General features: G+C 71.7%; 18 protein-coding genes. 6 read left to right on the top strand and 12 right to left on the bottom strand.

What is annotated here, in order from left to right; genetic code table 11:
• Positions 1 to 116: 116 nt before the first annotated feature.
• Both ABGB21_RS04540 and ABGB21_RS04535 read right to left on the bottom strand, forming a co-directional pair.
• The gene (locus ABGB21_RS04540; RefSeq protein ID WP_347676457.1) at positions 117 to 1,358 is read right to left on the bottom strand and encodes an SGNH/GDSL hydrolase family protein; all 1,242 of its coding nucleotides are present in this window, start codon (positions 1,356 to 1,358) and stop codon (positions 117 to 119) included.
• Positions 1,359 to 1,506: 148 nt separating this feature from the next.
• The gene (locus tag ABGB21_RS04535; RefSeq protein WP_347676455.1) at positions 1,507 to 2,190 is read right to left on the bottom strand and encodes a hypothetical protein; all 684 of its coding nucleotides are present in this window, start codon (positions 2,188 to 2,190) and stop codon (positions 1,507 to 1,509) included.
• 198 nt (positions 2,191 to 2,388) lie between these two features.
• Between ABGB21_RS04535 and ABGB21_RS04530 the strand changes: the two genes are divergently transcribed.
• Positions 2,389 to 2,721 (top strand): hypothetical protein, encoded by a 333-nt coding sequence (locus ABGB21_RS04530; RefSeq protein ID WP_347676453.1) that lies wholly within the window; start codon positions 2,389 to 2,391, stop codon positions 2,719 to 2,721.
• 9 nt (positions 2,722 to 2,730) lie between these two features.
• On the opposite strand, the gene ABGB21_RS04525 is transcribed toward ABGB21_RS04530, so the two are convergent.
• Positions 2,731 to 4,845 (bottom strand): AAA family ATPase, encoded by a 2,115-nt coding sequence (locus ABGB21_RS04525; RefSeq protein WP_347676451.1) that lies wholly within the window; start codon positions 4,843 to 4,845, stop codon positions 2,731 to 2,733.
• A 91-nt stretch (positions 4,846 to 4,936) separates the two neighbouring features.
• Here ABGB21_RS04525 and ABGB21_RS04520 point away from each other — a divergent pair, with 91 nt between their 5' ends.
• Positions 4,937 to 5,635 (top strand): TetR/AcrR family transcriptional regulator, encoded by a 699-nt coding sequence (locus tag ABGB21_RS04520; protein WP_347676449.1) that lies wholly within the window; start codon positions 4,937 to 4,939, stop codon positions 5,633 to 5,635.
• A gap of 59 nt (positions 5,636 to 5,694) precedes the next feature.
• Here ABGB21_RS04520 and ABGB21_RS04515 read toward each other — a convergent pair whose 3' ends face one another.
• Entirely contained in the window at positions 5,695 to 6,933 is a 1,239-nt protein-coding gene (locus tag ABGB21_RS04515; protein WP_347676447.1) for an FAD-dependent oxidoreductase, read from the bottom strand.
• 187 nt (positions 6,934 to 7,120) lie between these two features.
• Here ABGB21_RS04515 and ABGB21_RS04510 point away from each other — a divergent pair, with 187 nt between their 5' ends.
• Entirely contained in the window at positions 7,121 to 7,585 is a 465-nt protein-coding gene (locus ABGB21_RS04510; protein ID WP_347653160.1) for a PPOX class F420-dependent oxidoreductase, read from the top strand.
• 85 nt (positions 7,586 to 7,670) lie between these two features.
• Here the strand turns inward: ABGB21_RS04510 and ABGB21_RS04505 are convergent, their stop codons facing one another.
• The 6 genes from ABGB21_RS04505 to ABGB21_RS04480 all read right to left on the bottom strand — a co-directional run bounded on the left by ABGB21_RS04505 (position 7,671) and on the right by ABGB21_RS04480 (position 14,888).
• Positions 7,671 to 8,291, bottom strand: a complete 621-nt coding sequence (locus ABGB21_RS04505) for a sigma-70 family RNA polymerase sigma factor (RefSeq protein WP_347653161.1) — start codon at positions 8,289 to 8,291, stop codon at positions 7,671 to 7,673.
• Complete coding sequence (locus ABGB21_RS04500) at positions 8,288 to 9,208, bottom strand: carbohydrate ABC transporter permease (RefSeq protein WP_347676445.1); 921 nt, start codon at positions 9,206 to 9,208, stop codon at positions 8,288 to 8,290. The genes ABGB21_RS04505 and ABGB21_RS04500 overlap by 4 nt, the downstream gene beginning before the upstream one ends.
• Positions 9,205 to 10,632 (bottom strand): ABC transporter permease subunit, encoded by a 1,428-nt coding sequence (locus tag ABGB21_RS04495; RefSeq protein WP_347653163.1) that lies wholly within the window; start codon positions 10,630 to 10,632, stop codon positions 9,205 to 9,207. Before ABGB21_RS04495 ends, ABGB21_RS04500 begins: the two co-directional genes overlap by 4 nt.
• Complete coding sequence (locus ABGB21_RS04490) at positions 10,632 to 11,960, bottom strand: extracellular solute-binding protein (RefSeq protein ID WP_347653164.1); 1,329 nt, start codon at positions 11,958 to 11,960, stop codon at positions 10,632 to 10,634. The genes ABGB21_RS04495 and ABGB21_RS04490 overlap by 1 nt, the downstream gene beginning before the upstream one ends.
• A 101-nt stretch (positions 11,961 to 12,061) precedes the next feature.
• Positions 12,062 to 13,252, bottom strand: a complete 1,191-nt coding sequence (gene ugpC, locus ABGB21_RS04485) for a sn-glycerol-3-phosphate ABC transporter ATP-binding protein UgpC (protein WP_347653165.1) — start codon at positions 13,250 to 13,252, stop codon at positions 12,062 to 12,064.
• 514 nt (positions 13,253 to 13,766) lie between these two features.
• Positions 13,767 to 14,888 (bottom strand): uroporphyrinogen-III synthase, encoded by a 1,122-nt coding sequence (locus tag ABGB21_RS04480; RefSeq protein WP_347653166.1) that lies wholly within the window; start codon positions 14,886 to 14,888, stop codon positions 13,767 to 13,769.
• Between the two features lie 826 nt (positions 14,889 to 15,714).
• On the opposite strand from ABGB21_RS04480, the gene ABGB21_RS04475 reads away from it, so the two are divergent.
• Positions 15,715 to 16,665: a hypothetical protein gene (locus ABGB21_RS04475; RefSeq protein ID WP_347653167.1), complete on the top strand. Its 951-nt coding sequence runs from the start codon at positions 15,715 to 15,717 to the stop codon at positions 16,663 to 16,665.
• Between the two features lie 56 nt (positions 16,666 to 16,721).
• On the opposite strand, the gene ABGB21_RS04470 is transcribed toward ABGB21_RS04475, so the two are convergent.
• A complete protein-coding gene (locus ABGB21_RS04470; protein WP_347653168.1) occupies positions 16,722 to 17,276 on the bottom strand; it encodes a hypothetical protein in 555 nt (184 codons plus the stop codon).
• A 62-nt stretch (positions 17,277 to 17,338) separates the two neighbouring features.
• On the opposite strand from ABGB21_RS04470, the gene ABGB21_RS04465 reads away from it, so the two are divergent.
• Both ABGB21_RS04465 and ABGB21_RS04460 read left to right on the top strand, forming a co-directional pair.
• Positions 17,339 to 18,004 (top strand): hypothetical protein, encoded by a 666-nt coding sequence (locus ABGB21_RS04465; protein ID WP_347653169.1) that lies wholly within the window; start codon positions 17,339 to 17,341, stop codon positions 18,002 to 18,004.
• Positions 18,001 to 18,654: a hypothetical protein gene (locus tag ABGB21_RS04460; protein WP_347676443.1), complete on the top strand. Its 654-nt coding sequence runs from the start codon at positions 18,001 to 18,003 to the stop codon at positions 18,652 to 18,654. Before ABGB21_RS04465 ends, ABGB21_RS04460 begins: the two co-directional genes overlap by 4 nt.
• A 49-nt stretch (positions 18,655 to 18,703) precedes the next feature.
• Here ABGB21_RS04460 and ABGB21_RS04455 read toward each other — a convergent pair whose 3' ends face one another.
• Positions 18,704 to 19,093, bottom strand: a complete 390-nt coding sequence (locus tag ABGB21_RS04455) for a hypothetical protein (RefSeq protein WP_347653171.1) — start codon at positions 19,091 to 19,093, stop codon at positions 18,704 to 18,706.
• Positions 19,094 to 19,099 lie beyond the last annotated feature (6 nt).

The raw sequence follows: 19,099 nt of genomic DNA, 5'->3' as shown, positions 1-19,099 counted from the left end.
CGCTTGGTCGGGGTCACCTCGATCGCCGCCGGCCCGTCCATCCTCCGCCGGATCCGACCCGGCGGTTGACCGTCAACAGCCAGCCCCCGAGCGAGGTCGACAACAGCCGGCCGGGATCATCCCCGGAACAGTTCCACCGGTACCGCTTCGGCGAGCAGCCGGTAACCGGTGGGATTGAGGTGCAGGTGGTCACCGGTGTCGACGGCGGCGCGCAGTCGACCGGGGTGGCCGGGATCCCGGACGGCCACGTCGAAGTCGAGCACCTCGTCGAACCGGCCGCTGGTCCGGATCCAGCCGTTGACCGCCTGTCGGGATGCCTCCCGGAGGCCGGTCGGGTCGTCGTAGTCACCGTGGCCGCCGAACGGGGCCAGGGTGCCGCCGTAGACCCGGATCCCCTGCGCGTGAGCCCGGGTGACGATCTGGTCGTACGCGCAGATCAGGTCGTCGGTGACCGCCTTCTGCGCGGCCTCGGTGGCGGCGGCGGTGCCGATGTCGTTGATCCCCTCGAAGACGACCAGCCACCGCACCCCGGTCTGCGCCAGCACGTCCCGGTCGAGCCGGGCCAGGGCGTTCGGGCCCAGGCCGTCGTTGAGGATCCGGTTGCCGCCGGCGCCCTGGTTGACCACCGCGACGTCGGCGGTGCCGTGGTACGCCTGCAGCCGGTCGAGCAGCTGGTCCGGCCAGCGGTCGTTGCCGTTGGTCGTGGATCCCCGGCCGTCGGTCAGCGAGTCACCGAGCATCACGACGGCGGTGGCTGGCGACCCGGACACCTCCAGGCCGCCGAGGAAGTACCAGTGTTCGACCGGAGTGGCCCCGGGCAGGTCGGTCTCCTCGACGTGGTGGCCGCCGAGCAGATGCGAGGTGGTCCGGGAGCCCGGGTGTGAGGTCACCTCGGTCGCCGGGTGCCCCTGCGCCAGGTGGAGGGTGACGGTCAGGTTCGACCGGGCGGGGATCGGCAGGTCGACCGGATCCGAGACCAGCTGCGCGCCGGCCGGGACGGTGGCGCAGCGCCGGCCGCCGAACGTGACCGGTCGGGTGGTGCCGGGTTCGGTGCCGCTGGCTCCGGCCCGGCCGCCGGCGGGCAACGCCACCGCGGTCGCCGCGATCACCAGCGGCGCCCGGCCGAAGGTGTTGGACAGTCGGAGCCGCAGGCGCTCGCCGCCGACCGAGACCCGTACCGTCTGACGCAGCGTGCTGTCCACCATCACCAGGTTTTCGCCGGCAAACGGCGGCGGTGGCAGGTTGGCCGGCTCGGTCAGCTGCGGCATCGCCGCCCAACTGGTCACCCACCGCCCGGCCGGCCGCCGCGCCGCCGCCGCCGCCGCCGATCCCGGTCCGGTCCAGGTCGGATCGTCCATCACGTGCACTCCTTTCGGCAGCGCACCCTGAACCGTCGCTCCGACCGGCCCGGGCGTCGACGGTGTCGGCGCCCGGCGCACCCGGAGCGGTATCCGGAACGAGCCGCCCGCCGCGGGTACCCTACCGAGTCCGGTGGACCGTCGGTGCTCAGCGCCGACAGGGCAGGAGCGTGCTGGTGGTACGGGCGGTGCGCTCGGAGCCGTCCCGGAAGCCGACCTCGGCGGTGACGACGATCTGACCGCCGGCCGCGTTGCGCGGTTCGGCGCGGAACGGTCCGAGGCTGCCGAGCCAGGATCCGCCGTCTCCGCCGAGGCTGCGGGCCGATCGGGTACCGCTCAACGGCACCGGGGTACGTACCTCGTAGTGGAACTCCACCGTCCGGACGTCACCGGAGCCGCCCACCCGGATGGTGACCAGCGCCCAGCTCGGTTCTCCGCAGCCGTCCTGTTGCAGGCCGGCCGAGTCCTGGGACTGTCCCAACCCGCCGGTCAGGCTGACCGTCACCGTCGACCGCTGGGCCATGGTGCGAGGTCGGTTGGCCGGGGCGGAGGTGGTGGCCGGCGGCCGGGTGCTCCGGGTCGGGCCGGCAGAGCTCACGGTCGGGGTCGGTTCCGGCCCGGTCTGCGTCGCGGACGGGATGGGGGCGGCCGAGGCCGTCAGCCCGTCCTCCCAGCGTGGTGCCCCGGTACCGGTACCACCGTCACCGCCGCAGCCGGCCAGGGACGGCAGGACAACCACGCCCGCCAGGGCCAGCGCGCCAACAGTTCGGGTACGCCATTGGTCGAGAAGGTTCACCATCATCCCGTCCGTCGTCTTCGTCCAGTTCGCCACAAGCCGGGTCGACCGTAGTCCGGTTGGTCGATGCGATGCAATACGACGCAGAAAGTGGGACAAGTCCGCCTTCGTCCACAGCGGATGCGTACCGGATGACGTGGTCTGGCTGCGCCGTCCTCTTCGCGAGGGGCGGCCGGACGTTCTGTTGGGTACGTCATCCTGTTCGGGTACGGCACCGTCGTCCACGTCGTCCAGTTGGCGTCGGCATCCGGGGACCCGTACCCGAGGGCGCCGACCTGGCTCGCGCTCTACTTCGCCTCGCTGACCCTGTGGGATCCGCTCGCCGCTACCCTGCTCGCGTTCCGGCGCCGGTCCGGCCTCTACCTCGGCTGCCTGGTCCTGGTCACCGACGCCATCGCGAACGGGTACGCGAACTACCTGCTGCCCGCCGGTTCGGCGCTGTCCCGGGTGGGGCACGCGGTCATCACGCTGGCCGCGGTCGGCGCCGTCCTCACCGCACCGCGGCTGGGTCCCTGGTTGTGTCCGGCCGCCGTCGCCCCGGCCGGGCGCCCCGGCGGGATGGCCTGACCGGGACCGTCACCGTCCCGGATCGACCTGACCGGACCCGTCGTCGTTCCAGCCTGCGGGCGGTACCAGCGCTGCCGGGAGTGGACGGTGGTGCAGGACGTCGAGGCGGGAGACCGCCCGGGTCAGCACGACGTAGAGGCGATGGAGGCCGCGCGGTTCCGCCTCGACGATCTCAGCCGGCTCCACGACGACCACGTGGTCGTACTCCAGGCCCTTGGCCAGGGTGGTCGGCAGCAGCGTCACCCGGACGCCGTCGACCTCCTCGGCTACTTCGGTCGCGGTGATTCCGGCGTCGGCCAGGGCCGCCGCCAGCGAGGCGAGCCGCCGGTCGGTGGCGATGACCGCGACGGAGCCGTCCCGGACGAGCGCGGTCCGGACCGCCGTGGCGGTCGCCGCGACCAGGTCGGTCGCCGCCCGGATCCGCAGTTCTCCGTCGGTACGGACCGAGCGGGTGACCGGAACCTCGGCCCCCAGTTCGGGCAGGAGCCGGTTGGCCAGGTCGAGGATGGCCGCCGGTACCCGGAAACCGGCGGTCAGTGGCATCACCGTCGCGTCCGGCCGGCCGAGGTACGCCAACTGCTGCCGCCAGTCGGAGGCGGCCCAACCGGTGGTGCCCTGGGCGAGGTCGCCGAGCACCGTCAGGGAGCCGTGCCGGCAGCGGCGGGCGATGGCCCGACACTGCATCGGGGAGAGATCCTGGGCCTCGTCGACGACGATGTGCCCGTATCCGGACGGGTGGTCGAGCAGTCCGGCGATCTCGTCGAGAAGCACCAGGTCCGCTTCGGACCAGTGCGCACCCCGGGTCGTCCGGCCGCTGGTACTCCGGGATGACCGGCCGCCACCGCCCGGCGCGGTCGGGGACCGGATGATCGCCGTCTGCTCGGTGGGGTCGAGAATGCCGTCCGCGGCCCGGGCCAGGGTGGCGGGACCGTCGAGGAGTTGGGTCAGTAACTCCTCGGGGCGGATGACCGGCCAGACGGTGTCGACGAACGTGGCGACGGGTCGACAGCGGGCCGTCCGCCGTAGCCAGGCGGCGGACGGGGTTTCCGCCCGACTCTCGGCCTGACGTTGCAACCGGTCGACGACGCGGGCCCGGAGCCGCTCCCGTGCGATGCCGTACGGCAGGTCCTCCCGGCGTACGGCGTCGACCAGCCGGCGCAGCGACTCGACCGGCAGCCGCCAACGGTACGAACCATCCGGCACGACAAGCGGTTCGGTCGGTTCGCGGACCCGGTCCCACACGGCCCGGCGCAGCACGGTGGCCATCCGTGGATCATGCTTGACCAGGGCGGCGGCCTCGCTGTCCACGGAGGTGACCGGGTGTGCGCCGAGCAACTCCGCCAGGGTGCGCTGCTCCACCTCGACCTCGCCGAGCGCGGGCAGCACCGCCGCGATGTACCGCAGGAAGGCCGGGTTCGGTCCGACCACCAGGACGCCGTCACGCCGTAGCCGGCGCCGGTGGGCGTAGAGGAGGTAGGCGGCCCGGTGCAGGCCGACGGCGGTCTTGCCGCTGCCCGGCCCGCCCTGTACGCAGACCGTCCGGTCGAGGTCGAGGCGGACGAGTTCGTCCTGCTCCGGCTGGATGGTCGCGACGATGTCCCGCATCGGTCCGACCCGGGGCCGTTCGATCTCGGCGGCGACGAGCAGGCTCGGGTTCTGCGCCGTCGCACCGGCCTCGAACCGCTCGTCCTCGAAGCCGCTCAGTTCGGCGGGCTGGCTGCCGGTCCAGCCGTACCGCCGGCGCTCCCGTACGCCGAGTGGCTCCCGCACGCTGGCCCGGTAGAAGGTTCGGGAGAGGGGGGCCCGCCAGTCGATCACCAACGGATGTCCGGACTCGTCGGTGACCTGCCGACGGCCGAGGTAGTAACACTGACCCTGGTGCTCTCCGGCGGCCGGGGCGGTACCGAACCAGAGCCGCCCGAAGTACAGCGGCCCGTCGGGATCCTCGGCAAGTTCCTTGGCGTGGGTCTTGAGTGTCCGACCGAGGGTCTCGGCGGTGTACCGGTCCCCGGCGACGTCCTCTCCGGTGGCCACCCGCATCCGGGCGGTGGCCAGCATGCCGGCGAGCGCGGCGCGGACGACAGCCAACCGGGCCCGCTCCTCGGCGAGTTCGGGCGGAACCATGGTGCCCCTCTCTGACAGTTGACTTAACTTGGTAAAGATTACAACCGAGGAAAAGAATTGACCAAGTCAGGGAAATGCTAGGATCGACCACATGACCGAACGGCCCGGGCTGCGGGAGCGCAAGCGGCAGCGCACCCACGACGCACTCTCCGCCGCCGCCGTCGCGCTCTTCCTGGAGCGTGGTTACGACCGCGTCTCCGTCGCCGACGTGGCCGCCGCCGCCGAGGTCTCCAAGCCCACGCTCTTCAAGTACTTCGCGAGCAAGGAGGACCTGGTTCTGCACCGGATCCTCGACCACCGGGGCGAGGCCGCCCGGGTGGTCCGGGAGCGGGCGCCGGACGAGGCTCCGCTCACCGCGTTGTGCCGACACTTCGTGGCCGGCCTCGACCGTCGGGACCCGGTGACCGGGCTCAACGACGACCGGGAGGTCCTCGCCTACCACGGCATGGTCTTCGGGACGCCCAGCCTGGCGGCCCGCCTCGCCCAGTACGCCGCGCACGACGAGACCGCTCTCGCCGAGGCTCTCGCCGAGGCGTCGCCGACCCGGCCGTCGCCGGACGACACCTCGCCGGCGCCCGGCGGCTCACCGGCACCCACGGACCTCACCGCCCGGCTCGCCGCGAGCCAGATCATCGCGGTACACCGTGTCCTGGCCAGGGAGAACTGGCGCCAGTTAACCGGCGGACGGAAGGCCGACGACCTGCACCCAGCGGCGGTCGCCGCCGCCCGGCACGCGTTCGACCTGCTCGCCGGCGGGCTCGTGCGGTACGCCGGAACGGGCGGTTTCTAGGGCCGAGGCCGGTCCGGCGGCGCTGCCGTTCGGCGCCGCCAGCGACGGCAACCGTCAGGTCAGGGAGTGGCCGGAGTCCGCCGAGCGAAGGGTGGGGCGTGCTCGGGGCGTACGCCGACGCCGATGACGCGGGCCGGGACCACGGCGAGCAACGGCAGGCGGCGCAGCACGGCGAGCACCGGCCCGGGTGGTCCGGCCCGGCGACCCCGCAGGATCGGCTCGACCAGGTTGCGGTGCAGCAGCCGCTGCAGCAGCTGGGTCAGCACCGTCGGCAACAGGCGGCGGGCCCGGACCGCAGCCAGTTCGGCCGGGGTGACTCCGCCGCGCCGCAACGGCCCGGCGAGCAGGGTCGCGGCGGCCACCGCGTCCTGCACCGCGAGGTTGATGCCGACCCCGCCGACCGGGGACATCGCGTGTGCGGCGTCGCCGAGGCAGAGCAGGCCGTCGACGTGCCAGCGGTCGAGCCGGTTCAGGCGTACGTCGAGGTGCTTGACGTCGTCCATCGAGGCGATGGTGTCGACCCGGTCGGCGAACCCGGGCCCCAGCTCCGCGATGTCCCGGCGGAAGGCCTCCACCCCCCGGGCCCGCAGCCGGGCGTCGCCGCCCTTGGCCGCGATGTAGGCGACCTGCAGGTAGCCCTCTCGGGGGATGACCACCGCGAACCGGCCCTTGCCGACCCGGGGGGTCAGCCCGGCCGGGTCGTCCGACGGGTCGCGGGGCAGCCGGAACCACCAGGCGTCGATCGGCACCGGATACTCCCGGGGCACCAGGTCGGCCTGCTGGCGGGCGATCGACCAGCGCCCGTCGCAGGCAACGGTCAGGTCGGCGCGGATCTCGCCGGTCCCGCCCTCCGGCTCCCGGTAGCGGACGCCCCGGACGCGTCCGTCCTCGCGGATCAGCCCGGTCACCTCGGTGCGCATCCGCAGGGTGAACGTGGGCTCCTCGGCGCCGGCCCGGGCGAGCAGGTCGAGCAGGTCCCACTGCGGCACCATCGCGATGTACGGGTACGCGGTGCGCAGCCGGCGGAAGTCCGCGACGACGATCCGTCGACCGCCGTCGAGCGGGAAGGCAACCTCGTCCACCCGGCTCTGCGGCAGTTGGGCGAACTGCTCCCCCAGACCGAGTTCGTCGAGCAGCCGCAGGGTCGACGGGTGCACCGTGTCACCCCGGAAGTCACGCAGGAAGTCACCGTGTTTCTCCAGCACGGTGACCGCGACACCGGCCCGGGCCAGCAGCAGCCCCAGCACCAGACCGGCCGGGCCACCGCCGATGACGACGCAGGTCGTACGCTCGGCCATCACGCCTCCTTATTCAACAGGCGATGAAATTCCTCCTTCACGGTAACCCCGGCGACCCGGGTCGACAACGGCCCTCGATGTGCCGTTCCCCCACCGACCCGGCCCCGACCTGATGGGGGGCGCCAGCAGCGTTGTGCGGAGCGACCTCCACCACCGCCGCGACACCCGCACCTGGTACAAACAACGGATGAGCCGCACCATCGCGACCAACACCCGTGTCGACCGGTCGGAGCTACTGGAGTTCCTGCGCCCCCGACACCGCGCCGTCCTGCTGACCACCCGGGCGGACGGCCGACCGCAGTCCTCCCCGGTGGCCTGCGGGATCGACACCGGCGGCCGACTTGTCGTCTCGACCTACCCGGAGCGGGCCAAGGTGGTCAACATCCGGCGCGATCCGCGGCTGTCGGCGTGCGTGCTCTCCGACGACTGGAACGGTCCCTGGGTGCAGATCGACGGCACCGCCGAGGTGCTCGACCTGCCCGAGGCACTGGAGCCGCTGGTGGAGTACTTCCGCTGCATCTCCGGCGAGCACCCGAACTGGGACGAGTACCGGGAGGCGATGGTCCGGCAGGGCAAGTCCCTGATCCGGGTCACCATCGACAGCTGGGGCCCGATCGCCACCGGCGGTTTTCCGGCCCGACTCGCGCAATAAGACCACCCGCCAGGTCCGGCGAGCCGAGCCGGAGGGTACCCGGGAACTGGTCCACCCCCTTTCCGCATCGGACCGAATTCTCCCGTCAGGTCATCTCAGCTTCGCAATCCTCGATCGGACGCCGTGGCCGGTCCAGTCGCACCGAGTGCCGAAAGCAGCGCGCGGCGTAGTAGAGCCGGGACTTGGCCGTGCCAACCGGGATGCGGAGCGACCGGGCGGCCTCGTTGACCGAGTGTCCGCGCAGGTAGACCTCGATCAGGATGAGCCGGTGCGACGGCGTCAGCAGTTCCAGCGCACGGTTCACCTCGACCGCGGTGAGCACGTCGTCGGCGTGGTCGTCCACGGCCGGCACCTGGCAGGCGCCGGCGCTGACTTCCTGCGGCCGCGCCCGCCGGGCCCGCGCATGGTCGACGACCAGGTTGCGGGCCACCCGGAACAACCACGCCCGCAGCGCCGGTGGTTGCCGTCGGAGCTGGTCCGCGTTGCGCCAGGCGCGCAGCAGCGTTTCCTGGACGATGTCCTCGGCCCGGAACCAGTCGCCGGTCAGCCCGGTGACGTACCCGAGCAGCGCCTGGCCGTACTCGGCGAAGAGCGTGCGCAGCAGGTCGTCCGCGGTCTGCGTGCCGGCGGCATCGGCACCGGCGTCCGCGTCGGTACCGGTGTTCCCGGTGCCGGCACCGGGCCGGACCCGGGTCGCCGTCGTCATTTCACCGACCCCGCCAGCACGCCCTGCACGAAGTAGCGTTGGAAGGCGAAGAAGACGATCAACGGAACCGCCATGGAGACGAACGCGCCGGGGCCGATCACATCCACGTTGGACGAGAAGGCCCGCATCTGCTCGCGCAGGGCGTACGTGATCGGCGCGTTGTCGGAGGTCGCGAAGACCAGCGCGACGAGCAGGTCGTTCCAGACCCAGAGGAACTGGAAGATGCCCAGCGACGCCACGGCCGGCCAGCCGATCGGCAGCACCACCTTCCGGAAGATGGTGAATTCGCTGCCGCCGTCCATCCGGGCAGCCTCCAGCAGGTCACGCGGGATGGCGGCGAAGAAGTTGCGGAGCAGGAAGATCGCGAACGGCAGCCCGAAGGCGACGTGGAAGGCAACCACGGCGGGGATCGTGCCGTACATGCCGAGAGCGCCGAAAAGCCTGGCGTCCGGGATGATCGCCACCTGCACCGGCACCACGATCAGCGCGACGACGATGACGAACACCCAGTCCCGGCCAGGGAATTCCAGCCAGGCCAGGGCGTACGCGCCGAACGCCCCGATGATCACCACGAGCAGGGTGGACGGAACCGTGATCAGTACGGTGTTCCACAACGACCGCAGGATCGTCTCGTTCTGCAGGAGGCTGGCGTAGTTGTCGAGGGTGAGCTGGGAGGGGGCGGTGAAGACGGTCCACCACCCGCTCGCGCTGTTGTCGGCGGTGTCTCGGAGGCTGGCCACCGCCAGGCCGACCGTCGGAAAGAGCCAGAACAGTGCGATCGCCACCACCGCGACCTGCACCAGCACACCGCCGGTCCGACCGACCACCCGGGAGAGCAGGCTGCGTCTGGGCGGTCCGACGACGACCGTGCCCGCCGGTTCGAGTTCCGGCACCCGCATCGGGACACTGATGCTCACGAGACTCCCTTTCGCATCGACCTGATCCGCAGCAGCATCGCCGGCAGCACCAGCAGGAACAGCAGCACGCCGAGGGCGCTGCCGAGCCCGAAGTCGAGCCCTCCGCCGAAGGAGACCCGGTACATCTCCAGCGCGACCACGTTCGCGTCGTCCTGAGACGACTCTGGGGCGATGACCAGGATCAGGTCGAAGATCTTCAGTACGTTGATGACCAGTGTGACGAACACGACGGTCAGAACCGGCCGGACCAGCGGCGCGGTGACCAGCCGGAAGACCTGCCACTCGGTCGCGCCGTCCATCCTGGCCGCCTCCAGTGCGTCCCGTGGGATCGCGGCCAGCCCGGCCGAGATGAGCACCATGGCGAAACCCGCCCAGATCCAGATGTACGCCCCGATGATCGCCGGCGTGACCAGCGACGGACCGAGCCAGGTAACCCCGGCGAACGGTTCGGTGAAGTTCGACCCGGCGAGCCGGATCTGGTAGCCGTCGCCGGTGAGGTCCGGGAAGCTGAACCGACCGTCGGCAGCGGTTGTCGTACGTCCGACCACCGCGCCGTCGCGCAGCGCCTCCACCGCCATCGCCGGCAGTCCCCGTTCGGTGGGGTCGACGACTCCGGCGGTGCCGCCGCCGCCCCGGGTGAAGTCGAGCCACACCACCCCGCGCAGCCCCTGGCCGGCGTCGGTCGCCGCGGCGGGGGCGGCAGCGGAGGGGATCCGGTCCTCCGGCAGACCGACCAGCGGGAGCAGCACGGGCTGGTTGGCGTCGACGTTGCCGGCGGTACGCAGCGCGCCGTCCGCGTCGGCGACCAGGAGCGAGCCCTCCCGGACCGACGTCCCGTGGTACGGCGACGGCGACCGGAACATGTCGTGCACCGCGACCGCGAAGGCGTTGGCCGCACCCCGGTCCGGGCTCTCGTCGTACACCATCCGGAAGGTCACCCCGGCCGCGAGGAACGAGATCGCCATCGGCATGAAGAGGATGGTCTTGAACGCGGTGGCCATCCGGACCCGTTCGGTCAGCACGGCCAGGATGAGCCCGATGATGGTGACCAGACTCGGCGCCACCACCACCCAGATCACGTTGTTCGTGATCGCCTTGCGGACGTCGGCGGCGGTGAACATCGTGACGTAGTTGTCGAGCCCGACAAACCGCGATCCGTCCGCATTGTGCAGGCTCAACCAGATCGTGTAGAGGATCGGGTAGACCACCAGGGCGGCGAGGGTGAGCAGCGCCGGGGCGAGGAAGAGGACGGCGATGGTCCGCCCCTCCCACCGGGGCCGGCCGCCGCGGGCCGCGCCGGGCACGCCCGACCGGTCGGCGGCAGCCGTCTCCGACCGCGCGGCCGGCGCTTCCGCCGGCTGAGGGTCGGCGGTCGTGGTGGCGGCGGTACGCTCGCCGTCGACCGGTTCGGACGTGCGCGTCATCACTTGCTCCCGAAGTCCCGCTTGGCGGCGTCTTCCAGCTTCTGCGCGATACCGGCCGCGTCCGTCGGCGCGGCGAGGAAGTCCTGCAGCAGCTTCCACATACTGGCGCTGGTTCCTCCGCCGAACGCCTGCGGGGTCAGGTCGGAGAGGTCGAACTGGAGCAGGTCGGCCTTGACCACCGAGGTGGCGAGCGCCCGGATGGTGTCGTCCGGGTACTGCGCCAGGTCCAGGTTCTTGTTGGCGGAGAGGAAGCCACCCTTGGCGGCCATCTGCGCGGCTGCTTCGGGCGACGCGAGGAACTCCATCAGTGCGACGGCGCCGGGGGTGTCCTTGAACGCGACAGCCTGGTCCCCGGCGGTCACCACGGCCGGTCCGGAGCCCTTGATCGACGGCCAGTCGAAGAACTTCGCGGTCTCGCCCACCTTCACCTTGCCGAGTTTGGTGATCTCGGCGCCGACGAAGTCGCCCTCGAAGAGCATGGCCGACTTCGGCTTCTCTCCGAAGACGTCCGCGACCGACTGGGTGAAGCCGAGCTGCAACGCGCCGCTGCTGCCGCCCTGCACGGTCCGTGGCATGGCCCAGTACTCACCGAGGATCTTCAGCGCCTCGACCACCGTCGGGTCGGTCCACGGCAGTTTGTGCGCGGCCAGTTGGGCGTACTTCTCCGGGCCGGCGACCCGCAGGTAGACGTTCTCGAACCAGTCGGTCAGCGTCCAGCCGTCGCCCCCCGGGACCGCCATCGGGTTGATGCCCGCGTCAGCGAGCGTCCTCGTCACCGTGACGAACTCCTCCCAGGTTGTCGGCGGCTGCACTCCGGCCTGTGCGAACTGCTCCGTGCGGTACCAGACCACCGACTTGTTCGCGACCTTGAACGGGATGCCGTAGAGCTGGCCGTCCACCATGCCCAGCTGCTTCCACGCGGGCGAGTAGTTGGCGTCCATGGCGGTGGCCGCCGCGCCGGTCACCGGCTTGATCGCACCCTTGCGGGCGAACTCGGCGATCACGCCCGGCTGGGCGATCAGGGCGACGTCCGGCGGTGCGCCACCGGCCAGTCGGCTGTTGATCAGCGCGGCCATGTCGTCACCGCCGGAGGTGTACTTCACCGTGGCGCCGGTCTTCTTGGCGAAGGCGTCCAGCACCGCCTGGAAGTTCGCCTGCTCGGTGCCGGACCAGGTCGCGGCGACCTCGACGGTCTGCCCGGAGAGGCTCGTTGACGAGCCGGCGGCAGACCCCGACCCCGGAACCTCGGTGCCGCCGCCGCAGCCGGCCGCACCGAGCGCGACGGCGGTGGCCAGCGCGGCCGCACCGGATCTCAATACACGTGACATGTCACTCCTTCGTACGGTGGGACGGGTGGGGTTACTGGGTGTGAATACCGGGCGGTCCGGGAGAAGGTTGTCGTCGCCGGCCCGCCGGTGACGGTCACCGGTCACCAGATCGATTGGCCGGTCTCGAGGTCGAAGACGTGTAGTCGGCGGGTGTCCACCGCGATGACCACCCCCTCGCCGGCGCTGATCCGGCTCCGCGAGCCGCACCGGGCCACCATCAGGCAGGACCGGGTCGTCGGCGTCTCGGGGGCCGGCCCGCCCGCGTCCTCGGCGAGTTCGCGGGTGTCGTCCGTGATCACCGGGTCCGCCTGGATCGTGAAGTGCACCAGTACGTCGGAACCGAGCGACTCGACGAGGTCGGCGACGGCGTGCAGTTCCGCCCGGTCCTCGTCGGACAGCAGCTGCCGGTCCTCCATGTCCTCGGGACGGATTCCCACCGCCACCGGGCGGCCGAGGTACCCGCGAAGCCCGGGTCGGGCCGCCAGCACCTCCCGGGAGACCGGCAGCCGCTGGTCGCCGAGCTGGAGTACGAGGTCGTCGCCCTCGAGGTGGAAGGTTCCCTCGACCAGATTCATCGCCGGTGAGCCGATGAAGCCGGCGACGAAGAGGTTGGCCGGCCGGTCGTAGAGCTCCTGGGGTGGCGCGACCTGGTTGAGGATGCCCTTGCGCATCACGGCGACCCGGTTGCCGAGGGTCATCGCCTCGGTCTGGTCGTGCGTCACGTAGACCGTCGTGACTCCCATCTGCCGGGTGGTCCGGGCGATCTCGGTCCGCATCTGCACCCGAAGCTTGGCGTCGAGGTTGGACAGCGGCTCGTCCATCAGGAAGGCGGAGGGGTTGCGGACGATGGCCCGGCCCATCGCCACTCGCTGCCGCTGGCCACCGGACAGCGCTCCCGGCCTGCGCCGCAGGTGCTCCCGCAACCCGAGCGAGGCGGCGGCGCTGGTGACCCGCTCCTCGACCCGGGTTCGGTCGACCTTGCGCAACCGCAGTCCGAACGCGATGTTGTCGTACACGTCGAGGTGCGGGTAGAGGGCGTAGCTCTGGAACACCATCGCCAGGTCCCGGTCCCGGGCCGGTACGTTGTTCACCACCCGGTTGCCGATCCTGACCGTGCCCTCGCTGATCTCCTCGAGGCCGGCGATCATGCGGAGCGCGGTCGTCTTGCCACAGCCGGACGGCCCGACGAGCACGAGGAACTCCCCCTCGGCGATGTTGAGGCTCAGGCTGTCGACCGCCCTCGTGCCATCTGCGTAGAGCTTTCCCACCTTGTCGAGCACGACCTCGGCCACGACGCATCTCCCGGATCTGTCGGCAGGCCCCGCATTGACGAACCGACCGTGCCGGTCGGCTTGGCGGGCCCGTTCTCCACCGCTGGTCCCTGAGATGTTTGTCGATTGAGGGACGCGATTTCCATGGCCGCCGCGGTTACGAAACGAAGCCGAAACCTCGCTCACAAAAAGCGCGCGTACGTAAGCTGCGACACGCGGAGGAATGCCCGTTTGCGGATGGTCTGCCCGGCCAATTCTGCCCACACGAGGATGCAGAACACCGACTGCCAATCCGCAGCAGACTCATTGTGCCCATCCACCTGACCGGGCGGGCAAAGTGGTGAGCGGAACTTTATTCAATCGTGACAACCGTCGACGGATTCCACGCGTCAGGCGACCGGAATCGGAGAGCCGGCATCGGAGAGCCGGTCGCGGACTCGACGGCGACGTCACCCACCCGAGCCGGACGCCCGACCCCGGTTGTCGGCACCCTGGACGCCGGGACGTACGCCCCGGGCCGGCCGACCGGCAGGGTTCAGCGGTTGTCGGCGGCGAGCCGGTAGCCGCGCCTGGTGATGGTCTGGACCACGTCCATGTCGTCGAGGTGCCGGCGGAGCCGGAACACCGCCATCTCGAGCGCGTGGTTGTCTACCTCGGACCATCCGGGTGAGGCACGGCGGATCTCGTCGTACGAGACCACCTGCCCGGGGCGGGCGGCGAGCACGCGCAGCACGGCGATCGGCCCCGGCGGGACCGGGCGAAACCGCCCGTCGATCACGACACCGTGTCCCCGCACCTCCACCGAGCGGGCCGCCCTGGTGAACCGGAGAGCCCGGGCCCGCACCTGGCTGTGCACGCCGGCGGCGAGCTCCTCGACGAAGCCGTTGGCCCCGGCCAGGGCCGGAACTCCGAGCGCCCGCAGCGGTTCGGCGGTCCGCCTGCCCAGACAGACCGCCGCGACGTCGTCACACAACGCATTGAGCAGGTCGTCCAGTCTGCCGTCCCGGGTCGCCGCGGCCGTCAACTGCCCGGTGGCCACCGGGTTGGTCAGCACCAACGCGTCGACCAGCCGGCGGATGACCTGGTCGACCAACCTGCGTAGCGGCTCGGGATGCGCGGGAAAGGTGCGGTACGTCCGCAGCTCCACCGCCTCGACGCCGTGCTCGGTCAACGCGTCGCACAGCTCCGACAGGGCCGGAGTACCGATCTCCACCGCTACCCGGCCCCCGGGTGTCGGATGGGCCAGCAGGTAGCGGAACAGTTCCTCGGTGGACGCTGCCGCGGTGGACCAGATCTCGGTGAGACCGAATTCCCGCATCGCGTCCGCAGCCGCGGCGTCCCGCGCGAGCAGGCGCCCCTCGGACAGTGCCGAGATGAGCCGTTTGCCGAGGCCGGCGGCCTGGGCCGCGGCCATCCAGGCACGGAACCCGAAGGCCGAGGAGACCACGACCTCGTCAAGCGGGGCCGACAGACAGCGGACCGTCGCCTCGGTCAGCACGTCCCGGTCGGGCTGGGGGGCGACCCGGAGCGCCTGCGCCTGGACGATCCGGGCACCGGCCTCCTCGAGCACGGGCAGCAACGGGTGCTGACGCCGTTCGGTCGCCACCGCCACCGAGAAGCCGGCGAGCGGAGATACGATCCCATCCGTCCCGACCACGGCCCTACGTCGAGCGGCGCGGGGGGCCATCGGCGTCTCCTCCAGGCAACGAACCTGCACCGGTCGATGCCGGTGCACGACAGACGTGGTTTACCTAATACGTCTGCGGCTGCCCGTTCGGCTCAAGCCCTGCGGAAGAGGCTGCCGGTCACGTCGGCCGCACCCGACGTACCGTGTGGAGCGACCATACGCGAGTACGATCGCGGATCATTGCCGATCCCAACCAGAGGGAGATCGCGTGACGGTGACCTGCCGGTCGTGCGGTACCGAGGACGACAGCGACAGCCCGTACTGCCTCAATCCCGGCTGCGGCGCCCGGTTGGCCACGGTTGCCGAGGAGGAGGCGACCGGGACGCCCGACTCCGATACCGACGTCGCGGCCACTGCCGCCGGCGCGGCAGCGGCAGCGACCGCCGAGACCCTTACACCGAACGACGGCACGGCCGAACCGACGGCCACACCGGCAGCCGGCCAGACCGCAACCAGCGCGCCCCGGGCCGGAGAGTCGGCCGCGGTGAAGGCCGGGGAGTCGGCCGGCACACCCGCGGACACGGCGCCGGACCCCGGGGAGTCGGCCGGCACACCCGCGGACACGGCGCCGGACCCCGGGGAGTCGGCCGGCACACCCGCGGACACGGCGCCGGACCCCGGGGAGTCGGCCGGGGCGACCGGCACGCCGGCAGAACCCCGGAAGCCCGCCGGGACGACCGGCACAACGCCGCGAGCCGGTAAAGCCGACAAGGCGACCGGCACGACACCGCGCACCGGGGAGGCCGACGAGGGATCGGCCGGGTCGGTGACAGCGCGCGGTGCAGAGGCGCCCGCGGTGGACGGCGCAGCGGCCGGTTCCGGCATCGCCGCCGCGGCACCGGGCGGTATCGCGTCACCGGGCGGTACCGCGGCGCCTGCCGCGCCACCTGCGGCATCCGGTACGGGAACGACGGTCGCCGGCGGCGCGGCGCCGACGACGGTCCTCGGCGCGGTGGCCGGCGGTTTCGCCGCGGTCCGCTCTCTGCCGTCCCGGCTCCGGTCCGTCCGGGCGACGCCTGCCCGCGAGTCCCGCTCCGGCGACCGGCGGCCGGAACAGCCCGCCACCGACGCCGCGGACGGGTCCGCGGCGCCGGCTCCCGGCAATGGCGCCCGCTGGTTGCCGGCCGCGGCGGCGCTGGCCCTGGTGGCCGGCCTCGGCGTGGCCGTGCCCTGGATCATCGGCGACGACGAGCCACCGGCGCAGCCGCCCACCCAGGCGATGGTTCCGGCGCCGGTTGTACCGCTGCTACCGGGCACGCCGTCGGCCACTCCGAGGGTGGCACCCACCACGACGACCCCGAAACGTACCGCGCCGACGACTCGGGGCGGCGCCGGCCAGCCCGGCCAGCCGAGGCAGCCGGCGCCCCGCGACACGAAGCCCGCACCACCGCCACCGCCACCGCGTACGACCACGGCACCGAAGCCCTCGATCACCGTCTCCACCAGCCGGAGCCACTGCACGGGCTGGGACGCCGGCAACGGCTGGACCATCGTGGTGGACGTGACCGTCCGCAACGGACGGGGCAGGTCCGCGTCCGGCACCCACGGCTACGACCGGAACGTCGGCGGATCCGGGACGTACCAGCTCTCCGGCGGAGGTACGTCGTACTCCGGTGAGCTGCCGCCGAACCTCGGCGACAACCCGGAGCTGACCCAGCCGTCGGTGAGCTGGAGCGTGACGGTACGACTCGAGGACGGAGGGACGCTGACCAAGTCCGGCACCGCGTCCCGGCCGTCCTCCTGTTGAACCGGAGCCCGCGGTGCCGTCCCGCCGGAACGGGTGTACCGCCCGGCCGGCGGCACTCAGCCCGGAAAGCGCTCGGCCAGCTCGCGATACGTCCGCGCGACCACCTGCAACCGGGCCGTCCGGAACCGTCCCGGCTCGGCCTGGTAGACCTCCCGTCCCCGGTCGGTGCGGAACGCCTCCGGTGGTACGGCCTCCGCACCAGGCGGGACGAACTTCAGCACCTCGCCGACCGCGGCGGCGGCGCCGCGCAAGTCGACCCGCGCGTCCCGGCGCTGCTGAACGCTGAGCCCGGCCGGGTCCGCCGGGACACTCCGGGCGATCAGGTCGGCCACCCAGAGCCACTCCCCCGGATCGAGCAGTTCTGACGGGCGGTCGGCGCCGAACTGGGGTTCCTCCGGATCGGGCAGGCTCGGCTGCTGCGGAATCCGGAACATGAACTCCCGCTCGGTGCCGCAGCTCGGGCAGGCACCGGTGTACCGGCTGGCCAGGTCCTCCTCGGCCGAGACCACCGCGTTGTCGGGCTCGAAATCGGCCTCGCCGCACACGTCGCAGGGGTGCAACTCCATGTAGAGGTAGGCCTCGGCGCTGGTCCGGGCCAGCCGCAGTGTCATGGCTCGACCCTACTGCCCGGCCGGACGTGTCCGGCAACACCGGTCGGCACTAGCATGTGCCGGTGGCAACTGGCCCAGACGAACCGGTGACCGTGCTGCCGATCGGCCTCTTCGTCGGCAGCTTTCCCGGTGACGTCGACGACGACGCGGAGCTGCGGCACGAGGTCCGGCGCGGCGCCGACATCCACGCGCTCTCGGACGAGGAGTTCGTCAGCTGGGTCGCGGCGCACGGTACGGACGGGACCGCCGACGGCGGGCCGCCGGGCCGGGACCTGCTGGAGCGGGAACTGCGCGACCGGGACGTCGCCGACCCGGAGCGGATCCTCGACGGGCTGTTCGACCGGGGCCTGCTCGTGACGGTTCCCGCGGACGAGGCTGCGGCGGTGGAGTTCGCCCGCACGCACCGGGTCGTCCCGACGATGTACGGTCTCGGCAACTCGCCGGAGGAGCCGGACCTGTACTCGATCGGTCTGTTCGGCTCCGAACAGCTCCGGGTGACCCGACCGGTGTTCGAGTTGTGGGCCTGGTCCGAGGTGGACGACAACCTCTGGTCTGCCTGCGAGTCGTTCGCCGAACAGGAACGCGACGCCGGCGGCGACGACCCCGAGTTGGGTGATCCCCGCCGGGTGCTGACCGGCTTCCTCGGGGCGCTGACCGGGCTGCTCGCCACCGAGGCCGCCCACCTCGACGTGGTACGCGGCAACAGCGTCCTGGAGGGGTTGCGATGAATACGGGTGACGTGGCGACCGCCGGTAGGGGCGCACCGGGCGGGCTGCTGTTGCCGGTCGGGCACTACCTCGGCGCCGTGTACCCCGGCCCGGGCGAACCGCTCGCCCACCATCGCCTGCGCATCGGGGACAGTGTGGTCCGGCTCTTCTCCGAGGAGGAGTTCGGGTTGTGGGTGCTGGCCCACGGCCTGCCCGGCCGTCCGGTCGACCAGCCGTGGACGCCTTCCGCCCTCGCCGAGTCGGTACGCCGGCGCGACAGGCGCGACGTGACGCCGCTCCTGCACGAGTTGCTGGCCGAGGGGGCGCTGGCCGTGGTGACGCCCGGCACCGAGGAGGCGGTCGCCTTCGCCCGCGCCCACCGCTTCCGGTCGCTGCTGACCGGGCTGGGGATCAGCCCGGACGACCCGGGCCGGTTCCTCCTCGGTCTGATCGGGCAGCCGCTGGCGGTGGTCGACGAGCCGACCTACGAACTCTGGCAGTGGGCACCGCTGCACGGCAACATCTGGGACGTCTGCCGGGCGCTCGTCGAGATCGACGCGGAGCCGGGCGGGCGGCCGGGCGATCCGCATCTGGTGCTGGGTGACGTACTCGGCGGGCTCCAGGCACTGCTCGCCAACAGCGCCGGTTATCTCGACGAGGCGCGCTCGTAGCCGGCCGGTCTCATGGTCCGCTCGGCCCTTCCGGGGGATCTGCGGACCACTACCTCTTGGAGATCATCGAAATCCCGCCCGCCGCGAGGGAGAACATCCGGGCGAACGCCCTGCGAACATCCGGGTCCCGATCCAGTCGCTCCAGCGACTCGAACCTGGCCGGATCAAGATCGATCGTGGCGAGTCCACCAGCATCCACGTCGTCCACCGTCGAGAACAGCAGGAGGCATCGGTAGGCCCGCACAGCCCCTCCCCGCTCCTCACGCATCAGCGACTGAAGGAGGACGGTTTCCTCCTTGACCTGACTACGAAGGACATCCACGGAGGTCCACCTGGTGGCCCAGCCTCGTTCCTCCGCTTCCAACTGGATCTGGAGCAGCGTGTCAAAACTGATCTGACACACCCGGAAGTCGGGGTCGGTCGAACGGATCACAGGCACGAGAGC

The organism is Plantactinospora sp. B24E8, assembly GCF_039871735.1.
Classification (GTDB): domain Bacteria; phylum Actinomycetota; class Actinomycetes; order Mycobacteriales; family Micromonosporaceae; genus Plantactinospora.
Note: the sequence above shows the minus strand (reverse complement) of the source record. Positions and strands in the feature narration are given on the sequence as shown.